Origin of the sequence: Oscillibacter sp. ER4, assembly GCF_000765235.1 — a bacterium.
GTDB lineage: Bacteria > Bacillota > Clostridia > Oscillospirales > Oscillospiraceae > Hominicoprocola > Hominicoprocola fusiformis.
Map to the genome: position 1 here is coordinate 1 of NZ_JPJG01000026.1, position 11526 is coordinate 11526.

At 59.3% G+C, this 11526-nt stretch carries 7 protein-coding genes and 1 pseudogene; 1 reads left to right on the forward strand and 7 read right to left on the reverse strand.

From position 1 onward, the window contains the following. Positions 1–134 precede the first annotated feature (134 nt). From NI20_RS0104405 to NI20_RS0104435, 7 genes are all read right to left on the reverse strand, one after another. The gene (locus tag NI20_RS0104405) at positions 135–1085 is read right to left on the reverse strand and encodes a 3'-5' exoribonuclease YhaM family protein (protein ID WP_033120242.1); all 951 of its coding nucleotides are present in this window, start codon (positions 1083–1085) and stop codon (positions 135–137) included. A gap of 99 nt (positions 1086–1184) precedes the next feature. Then, on the reverse strand, positions 1185–2432 hold the full coding sequence (locus NI20_RS0104410; RefSeq protein ID WP_033120243.1) for a dicarboxylate/amino acid:cation symporter: 1248 nt from the start codon (positions 2430–2432) through the stop codon (positions 1185–1187). Between the two features lie 107 nt (positions 2433–2539). Continuing rightward, positions 2540–4462 carry an ABC transporter ATP-binding protein gene (locus tag NI20_RS0104415; protein WP_033120244.1) on the reverse strand — a complete coding sequence of 641 codons (1923 nt, stop codon included), beginning with the start codon at positions 4460–4462 and terminating at the stop codon, positions 2540–2542. After that, positions 4452–6197, reverse strand: coding sequence for an ABC transporter ATP-binding protein (locus NI20_RS0104420; protein ID WP_033120259.1), 1746 nt, complete (start codon positions 6195–6197; stop codon positions 4452–4454). Before NI20_RS0104420 ends, NI20_RS0104415 begins: the two co-directional genes overlap by 11 nt. A gap of 2 nt (positions 6198–6199) precedes the next feature. Further along, positions 6200–6706 (reverse strand): MarR family winged helix-turn-helix transcriptional regulator, encoded by a 507-nt coding sequence (locus NI20_RS0104425; protein WP_052084428.1) that lies wholly within the window; start codon positions 6704–6706, stop codon positions 6200–6202. A 164-nt stretch (positions 6707–6870) separates the two neighbouring features. Next, on the reverse strand, positions 6871–9495 hold the full coding sequence (locus NI20_RS0104430; protein ID WP_033120245.1) for a translation factor GTPase family protein: 2625 nt from the start codon (positions 9493–9495) through the stop codon (positions 6871–6873). 556 nt (positions 9496–10051) lie between these two features. Beyond that, on the reverse strand, positions 10052–10441 hold the full coding sequence (locus tag NI20_RS0104435) for a hypothetical protein (RefSeq protein WP_033120261.1): 390 nt from the start codon (positions 10439–10441) through the stop codon (positions 10052–10054). A 222-nt stretch (positions 10442–10663) separates the two neighbouring features. Here NI20_RS0104435 and NI20_RS14500 point away from each other — a divergent pair. Beyond that, positions 10664–10834, forward strand: a pseudogene (locus NI20_RS14500) (DNA methylase); the annotation flags it as partial. Positions 10835–11526: the final 692 nt, after the last annotated feature.

Consider the following 11526-nt stretch of genomic DNA (forward strand, 5'->3'; position numbering starts at 1 on the left):
TTGGTCGTTAGGGGGTGCAGGGGGCGAAATCGAAACGCCCCCTGCCTTTCTCTTGGGGGATTCAAAGGGGGAGGTTCTCTTTTGAAAGAGAATCTCCCCCTTTGCCCCGTGCAGCGCCGCTGGCGCTGCCATCCTTATTTATGCTTATAAACGCGGCGGTTGTCGAGCGCGAAGACACGCTGGCTGAATTCGCCCGCTTTGAGCGGCGCGAGCACCTCGCGGTAGATCTCCATGCGGCTGTCGATCTGGTCGACGAGCGACAAAAGCTCTGCCTCCGCGCACTGGGGCAGCACCGCCGCGCCGAATTCCGGTTGGCCGTGATGCGAGAGAATCAGGTGCTCCAAAAGCGTCGCCTTTTCCTCGGGCAGGTCGAGCTCGGCGGCAATCGCCGCGACCTCCTGCGCGCCCATGACGAGGTGACCGAGCAGCTGGCCCTTCGTCGAGTAATCCGTCACAAGGCCGAGCTCGGAGAACGTGAACTCCTGCTCCTTGGCGAAGTCGTGCAGCAGCGTGCCGGTGAGGAGCAGGCTGCGGTTCACAGTGTCCGCGTACTGCGCAGACAGAAAATCGGCAAGGCGCAGCATGTTGAGCGTGTGCATCAGAAGGCCGGACAAAAAGCCGTGGTGAACGCTCTTGGCGGCGGGAATGGTGCGGAACGCTGCCTCGTGGCGGCGCAGCATTTCCTCGCACACGGCACGGTAGTCTGCGTCCTCAATGGTCGAAACGAGTGCCTTGACCTCGTCATAGCCGGCCTCGCGGTCGATGGGCGCGACGCTCACGAGCTTCGAGACGTCGACGCGGTCATTGTCTTCGGCGAGGCGCAGCTTGTCGACTGTGAACTGGGGCATGCCGCGGTAGTCCGATACGCTCCCACGCACCTTGAGCACCTTGCCTACGTCGCGCTCGCCGATGGGGCCGCTGTAGTCCCAGACCTTTGCTTCAATCGTGCCGCTCGTGTCGGCGAGCACTGCGCTCAAAAACGGCTTGCCGCTGGCTGTCACCTTGGCAAAGGCGGCCTTGAGCAGATAAAAGCCTTCCACGTCCATACCGCGCTGCATCTGCGCGATGGAAAGACCAACTTCCATGATAAAAACCTCTTTCTGCCCGCGCGCAGCGGGCGGATCTTTCTTCTTTCGTTAACGAACAGCATTATAGCATGCCTGCGCGGAAAGCGCACGGAAAATTTAGTGTGCAGCCTTTTCCCTCTGCGCACGCTCAAGCCAGTCTTTTCCCTCGGTGAAGCGTGCAACAAGGAACGACACGACGTAGTCGCCAGCGGAATTGATCATCGTCGCGGGTGGGTCGACAAGGTTGCCGATCGTCACGGCGATGGGGTAGGCAATGGCCATCTGCGCGGGGAAGAAGAGCGTACAGATGATGTACTCGCCGATGTACCCGCCGCCGGGGATGCCGCTCATCGCGACCGAGCTGAACACGGCGACAAGCAGAATTTTGACGATGAGCCCCGCGCCCTCAAACGGGATGCCGAACACGCCGAAGAGGAACGCGATCTTCAGCACGCAGCTGAAGCACGAGCCGTCCATGTGCATCGTCGCGCCCAGCGGCAGGACGAGGTCGGAGATGTCACGCGGCACGCCGCTGTCTTCCGCGGCCTCTAAATTTGTCGGGATCGTCGCGACGGACGAGCAGGTGCCGAGCGCCGTGACCGCAGGGCGCAGGATGTGCCGCCGCATGACGCGCACGCCCTCCTTTCCGCCGCCGAGATAGGCGTAGAGCGGAAACGCGACGAGCGCGTAGACAAAGCAGAGCGGATAGTAGACGAGCATCGCGCGGCCATATGCTGCGGTGATCTGTGCACCGTAGGTCGCGACGAGTGAGGCGAAAAAACCGAAAAACGCGACGGGCGCGTAGTAGGAGATGAGCGAGACGACCTTCAAAAGGCAGTTCGTCATGTCCTGCAGGACTTTTGCCGTCAGGCAGTCCGCGCCACCGCTCAGATTGACGCCAAAGCCGATGAGAAGCGAAAACACGATGAGCGGCAGCATCGCGCGGCGGGACAGCAGCGCCGCGAAATCCTCGACCGTGAAGAAGTTGACGAGCAGCTGTGCGACGCTCGCCTGTTCATCGACCGCGCCCGCCGCCGCGTCCGCCCACGGCTCGAGGACCGGGGGATAGAGGCGCATCGCAAAGAGCATGATGACTGCGGCGATAAGGCCCGTGACGATGAAGACCAAAAGCGTCGTGCCCATGATCCTCCCCGCGCGCTTCGGGCTTTTCATGCAGGCGATGGAGCTACTCAGCGAGCAGAACACGAGCGGCACGACGATGCAGAACATCAGGTTAATGAAGATCGTGCCGAGCGGGGCGAGACACGTCGCCTCCGGCCACAGCGCGCCCAGCACGCATCCGAGTACGATGGCGAGCAGCATCGCGCTCAGAAAGCCGTAGGTGCGGAAAAAGGAACGAGACATAGAATTCCTCCCTTAAAAATTGCGTTCAACACAATATAGCGGGAGGACTTGGACGATATGCGAAATCAAAAAAGGACACATCCGTACGGATGTGTCCTTTTTTTGAGTTATTCAAGCTCGAATGCACCGGTGTAGAGTTGGTAATAGGTTCCTTTTTCCGCAATCAGCTTTTCGTGGCTGCCGCGTTCGATGATGCGGCCGTGGTCGAGGACCATGATGACATCGGAATTCTTGACAGTCGACAGGCGGTGCGCGATGACGAACACCGTGCGGCCCTCCATCAGCTTATCCATACCGCGCTGGACGATGGCCTCGGTGCGCGTGTCGATGGACGAGGTCGCCTCGTCGAGGATCATGACCGGCGGGTCGGCGACCGCCGCGCGGGCGATGGAGATGAGCTGGCGCTGACCCTGCGAGAGGTTTGCGCCGTTGTTGGAGAGCTCCGTCGCGTAGCCCTGCGGAAGGCGCGTAATGAAATCGTCCGCGCCGGCGAGCTTTGCCGCGGCGATGCACTCTTCATCCGTCGCGTTGAGTTTACCATAACGGATGTTGTCCATCACCGTGCCGGTGAAGAGGTTGACATCCTGCAAAACGATGCCCAAGCTGCGGCGCAGGTCGGCCTTTTTGATCTTGCTGACGTCGATGCCGTCGTAGAGGATCTGGCCGTCGGCAATGTCGTAAAAGCGGTTGATGAGGTTCGTGATGGTCGTCTTGCCCGCGCCGGTCGCGCCGACAAAGGCGACCTTCTGACCGGGCTCCGCGTAGACGGAGACGTCGTGCAGGACCTCTTTGTTCGGCTCGTAGCCGAAGTCCACGTCGATGAGGCGCACGTCGCCGCGCAGCTCGCGGTAAGAGGCCTTACCGTTGTCATTCGGGTTCTTCCACGCCCAGTGGCCGGTGTGATGGTCGCTCTCGGTGATCGTGTCGTCGGGGGCGATGTTCGCGTCGACGAGCGTGACGAAGCCGTCGTCTGTCTCGGCCTTTTCATCGATGAGGGCGAAGACGCGCTGCGCGCCTGCGCCCGCCATGACGATGGAATTGATCTGCTGGGAGAGCTGGTTGATATTGCCCGTGAACTGCTTGGTCATGTTGAGGAACGGGACGAGAATCGAGATATCTAGCGCCTTGCCGGAAAGGCTCAGGTTCGGAACGCCGATAAGCAGCAGCACGCCGCCCACGAGCGCCAGAGCCACATAGAGGAAGTTGCCGATGTTGCCGATGATGGGGCCGAGCACGCTGGCATAGGCGTGGGCGCGGTAGCTGTCTTCAAAGAGGGCGTCGTTGATCTTGTCGAACTCCTCAATGGAGCGCTGCTCGTGGCAGAAGACCTTGACGACCTTCTGGCCGGTCATCGTCTCCTGAATATAGCCCTCGGTTTTGGCGACGGCCTGCTGCTGGCGCAGGAAGAATTTGGCGCTGCCGCCGCCGACGCGCTTGGTGACGACGATCATCAGAATCACGCCGAGCACCGAAATGAGCGTCAGCCAGATGCTGAAATAGAGCATAATGCCGAACACGGCCAGCACGATCGCGCCAGACTGGATGAAGGCGGGGATGGCTTCGGACACGAGCTGGCGCAACGTGTCGATATCGTTGGTGTAGAAGCTCATGATATCGCCGTGCTGGTGGGTGTCGAAGTAGCGGATGGGAAGATCCTGCATGCCGCCGAACATCTCCTGACGGAGCTTGTCGAGAAAGCCCTGCGTCATATAGGCCATGAGCTGCTTGTAGACCAGGATCGCGATGATCGAGAGCACATAGAGCGAGATGAGCAGCGACAGGATGGGGATGAGCTCTGCTTTGGCGGAGACCCAGTCGCGCGAGACGTACCACTTTTCGATGACCTGAATGACATTCTGCACGAAAAGCGACGGGATCGACGTGACGATGGCCGAGAACAGGATGCACGCGAACGTGACGGGCGCGAGCACAGGATAGTAGGAAAAGAGCTTTTTCACCGTGCGCTTAAGCATGGCGAGGTTCGCCGCGCCGTCGTTTGGGCGGCGGGTATTCTTGGGATCACGCTTCATCCTGCTCACCTCCGTTCGTCTGGGATTCGTAGACCTCGCGGTAAATTTCACTCGAAGCGAGGAGCTGATCGTGCGTGCCCATGTCCGCAATATGGCCGTTGTCCATCACGAGAATGAGGTCGGCATCCTGCACGGACGCGACGCGCTGGGCAATGATGATCTTCGTCGTCTCGGGGATATAGGTGCGGAAGCCCTCGCGGATCAGCGCGTCGGTGCGCGTGTCGACCGCGGAGGTCGAGTCGTCGAGGATCAGAATCTTCGGCTTTTTGAGAAGCGCCCGGGCGATGCAGAGACGCTGCTTCTGTCCGCCGGAGACGTTCGAGCCGCCCTGCTCGATATAGGTGTCATACCCGTCGGGGAAGGAGCGGACGAATTCGTCCGCCTGCGCGAGCCTGCACGCCTCGATCATCTCGTCGTCGGTGGCGTTTTCGTTGCCCCAGCGCAGGTTATCCTTGACCGTGCCGGAAAACAGCACATTCTTTTGCAGCACGACGCTGACCGCGCCGCGCAGCGCCTCAAGGTCGTATTCGCGCACATCTCTGCCGCCGACCTTGACGCAGCCCTCGCTCACATCGTAAAGGCGCGGGATGAGCTGCACGAGGGTCGACTTGCTCGAGCCCGTACCGCCGAGGATGCCGACGGTCATGCCTGAGTCGATGTGCAGGTTGATGTCCTGCAGCGCGAATTTCTTCGCCTGTGCGGAGTACTTGAAGCTGACGTTTTCAAAGTCGATGGAGCCGTCCTTCACGTCCATCGCGGGAGATGCGGGATCGGTGAGCGCGGGCTCTTCCTCGAGTACCTCGCAGATACGGACGAAGGACTCATACGACATCGTCATCATCACGTAGATCATCGAGATCATCATCAGCGACATTAAGATCTGCATGCCGTAGGTCAGCATGGCCGAGAGCTGGCCAACGTCGATGGTCGTGCCGCCGTTCGTGATGATGATCCGCGAGCCGACAAATAGCACGAAGATCATGTTGAAGTATACGCAGAACTGCATCAGCGGCGCGTTGAGCGCGACGACGCGCTCGGCGAAGGTGAAGTCCTTGGCGATATCGTGCGAGGCCGCGGCGAACTTCTGCTTTTCATACCCTTCGCGGGCAAAGCCCTTGACCACGCGCATCGCGCGCACATTTTCCTCGACCGATTCATTGAGCTTATCGTACTTGCGGAACACCGCGCGGAACGCGGGCATTGCCTTACGTGCGATCAGAAGAAGTCCGATTACCAGCACGGGAATGATAATGAGGAATGTCGTCGCCAGCGCGCCGCCCATGATATAGGCCATGATGACGGCGAAGAGAAACATCAGCGGTGCGCGTACCGCGATGCGGATGCACATCATAAAGGACATCTGCACATTGTTGATATCGGTCGTCATGCGCGTGACGAGCGAGGCGGAGGAGAATTTGTCGATATTTTCAAACGCGAAGCTCTGCACGCGGGTGAAAACATCGTGGCGGACGTTTTTGGCAAAGCCGGCGCTCGCGCGCGAGCCGTAAAGCCCGCCGAGCGCGCCGCAGCCGAGCGACACGAGCGACATCAGGATGAGCCCAAGGCCCACGCGCACAACGCCGCTGAGCTCCGCGCCGCCCTTGATTTCGTTGACGAGGTTGGCGGTGAAAAACGGGATCAGCACTTCAATCGCGACCTCGCCGACCATGCACAAGAGCGTCAGGATCGTGGGCTTTTTATACTCGCGGATGCAGCCCATGAAGCGATGGATCATATTCATCGGCAGTGGCCTTCTTTCTTAGTTTGTGGGGGACAGTCGGGCAGCTTGCCCTGCTCGATCATGCGCTTGCGTTTGGCCTCAAAGGTGTCGTGGATGGTGCGAAGCGCCGTGCAGAAGGTCTCACGCTCTTCGCCTTCGAGCTGGTCGAAAAATGCGCGGAACTCCGCCGCATCCTTCTCTAAAAAGCTCGCCACGTATTCGTCGGCCTTCTCAGTCGCCCGCAGGCGGATGACGCGGCGGTCGTCGGGGTCGCTCAGCCGCTCGGCAAAGCCGCCCTCGACCAGCTTGTCGACGAGCTTGCTCATCTGCTGCTTGGGCATGCGGGCAAAGTTTGCAAGCTCTGTCATCGTCATCGTGCGGCCGCTGCGGCGCATCGACTGGATGCAGTAGTACATGTCAAGGCTGACGCCGTCATTCAGCATGCGCTTGAACGGACGGGCAAACCAGTAGTGCCACGCGGGGATCGTGTCGAGCAGCAGCTCCTGGATCTCGTTGGTCTGCATGTGGTTCTCCTTTCTTGAAAATACTTAGATAGTCAACCTGAATTGACTATCACTCTGAATTAACAGTGCTCAGGATACAACAATTAAAAACGAATTGCAAGAGGAAAATGCACTCATTTTTCGACAAAAAAACGGTGGCCGGAAGCCACCGCTTTTTGACTGAATTATTGCTTGAGTTTTACATTGTTTCTGATCGTGCGCTCACTTCTGGGGCGGTTCGTCAGGCGTTGCAGCACGGCGCTGATCTGCCCCTCGGCGGCTTCGACCTCGGCATGGAACGCGCGGGCGGAGACGCGCAGCGCCCCGTGGCCGAGGATGATGACCTGCTCGGGGCCGTCGGACGTCGCCACGCGCACGCGGCGTTCGCGGCGCAGCTCGTAGGTCGCGCGCTCGATGTAGGTGTCGGCAGTCTCAGCCTCTTTCGTGTAGACGACCTTGACGCCGTGCACCGTCTGCACACTGCCGGGGTTGCCCTTGACCTTATAGGCGTCGAACACGACGATGACGCGGCACTTGCGAAAGCCCTGATAGTTGGCGAGAATGTCGATCAGCGCGCCGCGCGCCGCGGCGACATCCTGCGCGGCGAGCCGATGGAGCTCGTCCCACGCGAAGATGATGTTGTAGCCGTCGACGAGCAGATATTCCGTGTCCTCTGAGTGGATCGTGACGTCATAGTGATCGGCGAGCGAGGTGCGCGCGGGCTTTTTGCTCGGTTCGAACGCGCGGCGCTCGACCTTGCCGTATGTGCGCTCAAAAATGTCCTGCAATTCCTTGTCCTCGGCATATGCGCCGCCTGCGCCGACGCTGCGTCGGGGGAGCGGCGCGGGCGCTTCTTCGACGGCCTCTTCACCAAGGCGGATGCCGCTGTCGCAGTGAACATGCGCGGGAACTTCATTCCACGGGACCGTGATGCTGCCGCCGTGGTCGCAGAAGACGGAGGACGCGGGATTATCCGTGTCGCGCTCGGCGTCGTAGCCAAGGGACGCGACGATCTCGTCCTGATTTTGGCAGGCCTCATACCCGCGCACGGCGCAGGAGAGCTGTCCGCGGCCGCGGGTGTAGGCCGCGACGTCGGCAAAGTAGTCGCGCAGCGTGCGCACCGGCGCATAGCCCGTGAGTACGGCGTTTTCCCCCTCGTTCTGCGGCGGTTCGACGGTGCCGCCCATGTTCTGGAGGTCGGTCATCGCGCGGCCGACGCACTCGGCGGGCACCTCGAGACGGAAGTCGTAATACGGCTCGAGCAGCACATTTTCTGCCTGCATCAAGCCCTGCCGCACGGCACGGTACGTCGCTTGACGGAAGTCGCCGCCCTCGGTGTGCTTCAGATGCGCGCGGCCCGCGACAAGTGTGAACTTCACATCCGTCAACGGTGAGCCGGTTAGCACGCCCGCGTGCTCGCGCTCTAAAAGATGGGTGAAAATCAGCCGCTGCCAGTTGAGGTCGAGCGCGTCCGTCGGCACGTTTGACGCAAGCTGGATGCCCGCCCCGCGCGGAAGCGGCTCTATTAGAAGCTGTACTTCCGCATAGTGGCGCAGGGGCTCGAAATGTCCCATGCCGAGGACGGGGGCGGTGATGGTCTCGCGATAGACGATGCTGCCCTCGCCGAAGGTCACGTCGAGGCCGAAGCGGTCGAGGATGCGGCGGCGCAGAATTTCGAGCTGAATTTTGCCCATGAGCTGCACGTGGATCTGCCCGTAGCGCTCGTCCCAGACGATGCGCAGCATCGGGTCCTCTTCTTCAAGCTCGCGGAGCTTTATAAGCGCGCTGTGCGCGTCCGCGCCGTCGGGTAGGATGAGCTGATAGGTCAAAACCGGCTGCAAAAGCGGGGCGGACGCCTCCGCCTCCGCGCCGAGGCCGAGACCAACATAGCTGTGGCTGAGGCCCGTGACGGCGACGACGCTGCCCGCGCCCGCCTCTTCGAGCGCGCGGAATTTGACGCCGGAGTATAGCCGCAGCTGATCGGCCTTTTCATTATAGTCCTGATTCTGCGCGCGATAGGTGAGAGGTGCCTTCACGCGCAGCGCGCCGCCTGTGACCTTGAGCCACGTGAGCCGCGCGCCCTGCGCGTCGCGCGAGATCTTGAAGACCTTTGCGCCGAATTCCTTCGGATAGACCGGCTCGCGCGTGAAGCACGCGAGCGCGGTGAGAAAGTCCTCCACGCCGTCCAGCTTGAGCGCCGAACCGAAAAAGCAGGGGAAGACCTTGCGGTTTTTGACCATCTCAGCAATCAGAGCGTCGTCGATTTTTCCACGCTCCAAAAGCTGCTCGAGCGCCGCCTCGTCGCAGAGGGCGAGCGCTTCGTCGCGCGTTTCCTGCGATGCGGAGAAATCGACGCATTCCGCGCTCAGTGTCGCCGCGAGCTGGCGCAGAAGCGCGTCCTTGTCCGCGCCCGCCAAGTCCATCTTGTTGATGAAAAGAAACGTCGGCACCTCGTAGCGCGTGAGCAGGCGCCAGAGCGTTCGCGTGTGGCTCTGCACGCCGTCGCTGCCGCTGATGACGAGCACTGCGTAGTCGAGTACCGACAGCGTGCGCTCCATCTCGGCGGAGAAATCGACGTGGCCCGGCGTGTCAAGCAGCGTGAACTCCTTATCGCCCGCAAACAGCATTGCCTGCTTGGAAAAGATCGTGATGCCGCGCTCGCGCTCGAGCGCGTCGGTGTCGAGGAAGGCGTCGCCGTGGTCGACGCGGCCGAGCTTCCGCAGTGCGCCGGAGGCGTATAAAAGCCCCTCGGACAGGGTCGTTTTTCCCGAGTCGACGTGGGCGAGAATGCCGAGCGTGACCTTCTGCATGGCGCACCTCCTTTGTGAAGAGCTGATTTAAAACTAAAAATGTTAGACCAAAGTGCCGGAATACCAAAACGAGCGCATCGCGGAGCGATGCGCTCTGAAATTTGGGAAATGGAGTGTGTTGACAAAAAAGATGCACGAGCAAAGTCTTGTGTCGCAAGGGTTTGCGGGCTTTTGAGACTCGATTTTCCGTTTTGCAATTCGAACCCCCAGCATCTTGTGATGACGGATGAATGATCTGTAAATGTGCGCGTGAATCTGTAAATTAAGTATACGTGAAAATACATAAAACGTCAATTCCAATAGACCAATTTTACGAGCCTTTTATCTGCTTTTTTTACCGGATGTTAATTTCCCCACAAGTGGCTCAACACCCGCTCAGATCACCGTGTGGGGGTGGGGTTACCTTGGGGTACCTGTAAAAAGCGCACACGGCGGCTCACAGGGGCGAACACGGTGGGGAAGGGTGGAGCCGCCCACCGCGGGGCGGCTCTGTTATAGGGAGCGCTCAGTTTGTCGGCTCCATCCATGCCTGCTTTTCCTTCGGTGCCTGCACGATTCAGTCCAGAAGGTTTTGGCTTTTCTCTAACCACTTTGCCATTTCGAACTTCTTTGTTCTGGCTTGCATACTGTCCATGCGCAGGCTCGTTTCGAACAGGTCCCAGATGTTGTCCAGCGTTTCCAAGCCGGTGGCATTCATCGGGAGTTCATCCTCCGGCAACACATGCGCTGCCGTGCCACCTTCGCCTGCGGCGCGGATCGCATCCAGCTCACGATCCAGAAGCGAGATGACCTCCTGCGTGTCACCCACGGGGATGTCCCACGCTGTGCCAATGAGGAAGATGCACTCCCTATGGGGCTGCACATTGAAGCTGGGATGGAACATCAGCAGTGCCAATCCCTCTTTTGCAATGTTCATTTGAAGATCCTTTGCGCTATCAATCGTCATGCTTGTTTCCTCCTGCTTTTTTGTTTTGGGCGTAGCCCGCTTCAACACAATGGCATAACGTAGTCGGGAAAGCTATTCGTGAACCCGGACAAAGATTTATGCCTGAGCTTGTGAAAAACTTACTTAAATAAAAAGTGGAGACACATTTCTTTTTCCTCGGCATTATTCAAGAAAAGCCGAATTCGGCTTTTCTTAAAGTAGTACTATGCGTCCGTCGAGTGCATGGAGCGCGGTCTTGACCCTATGACAACAAACCTTGTGGTGGCGGATATCAGCCGTACCGAGAAAACGATATGCCTTGCGGTTTCGCCAGCCCTGAAAGCCTACGGGATACCCGTTAGAGCTCGCCTCTTTGAGGTGGTGGAACGCGTCAAAGAAGTCAACGCCGAACGCCGGCGTGAAGAATCCGCCATCGTCATCAAGGCCACAGACCGATACTCGGAGACAGTCAAGCGCAAGGGCGAGACTACGAAGAGCTTCGGGAAGAACCTTGGCAAAACGGAGGACATCCTGACGCTCCTGAGCAAAAACAAAGCAACCATCAGGGTTGATGTGAAGCAGGCGAAAGCACCTTGCAGGATGCGGAAAAGCAGTTTGCGAAAACCCGCAGCGAAGCGGACAAGCTGAAGCTGGAAACGGCCTAGGCGGACTATGATAACATGGTCCGGAATTTGAAGTCCGTCACCAAGGCCGCCGGGGATACAGAGAAAGCAATCTCCAAAATAGAGGATACGGCTACTGGGAGTAGTAACGCATTTTCAGGTATTGTCGGTGCTATCGCACAAACGGGAATTACTAAACTGGTGGGCGATGTCGCTCTGGACGCACGATAAAATTCCGAAGGCCATTGGCGCGGAGCACATTCAGTTCCACGATCTGCGGTATGCCTTCGCCGCACTGTCCCTGAAAAACAGGGGTGGACGTAAAACCGTTATTTGGGGGTGCCGGGCCACTATTCGGATGGATCCACCCTTCGCTCCTACACCCATACCACACCCTAAACGAAGCAGGGCACTGGGCGCGCCATCGGCCAGCAGATATGGTAAAAACCGCAGGCCCAGCATTTGCCGGTCCTGCGGTTTGTC

Bases quoted from the DNA above. Each gene is read 5' to 3' on its own strand.
- NI20_RS0104420 (WP_033120259.1), bottom strand. From the start codon at position 6,197: ATGATCCATCGCTTCATGGGCTGCATCCGCGAGTATAAAAAGCCCACG.
- NI20_RS0104405 (WP_033120242.1), bottom strand. From the start codon at position 1,085: ATGGAAGTTGGTCTTTCCATCGCGCAGATGCAGCGCGGTATGGACGTG.
- NI20_RS0104415 (WP_033120244.1), bottom strand. From the start codon at position 4,462: ATGAAGCGTGATCCCAAGAATACCCGCCGCCCAAACGACGGCGCGGCG.
- NI20_RS0104435 (WP_033120261.1), bottom strand. From the start codon at position 10,441: ATGACGATTGATAGCGCAAAGGATCTTCAAATGAACATTGCAAAAGAG.
- NI20_RS0104430 (WP_033120245.1), bottom strand. From the start codon at position 9,495: ATGCAGAAGGTCACGCTCGGCATTCTCGCCCACGTCGACTCGGGAAAA.
- NI20_RS0104425 (WP_052084428.1), bottom strand. From the start codon at position 6,706: ATGCAGACCAACGAGATCCAGGAGCTGCTGCTCGACACGATCCCCGCG.
- NI20_RS0104410 (WP_033120243.1), bottom strand. From the start codon at position 2,432: ATGTCTCGTTCCTTTTTCCGCACCTACGGCTTTCTGAGCGCGATGCTG.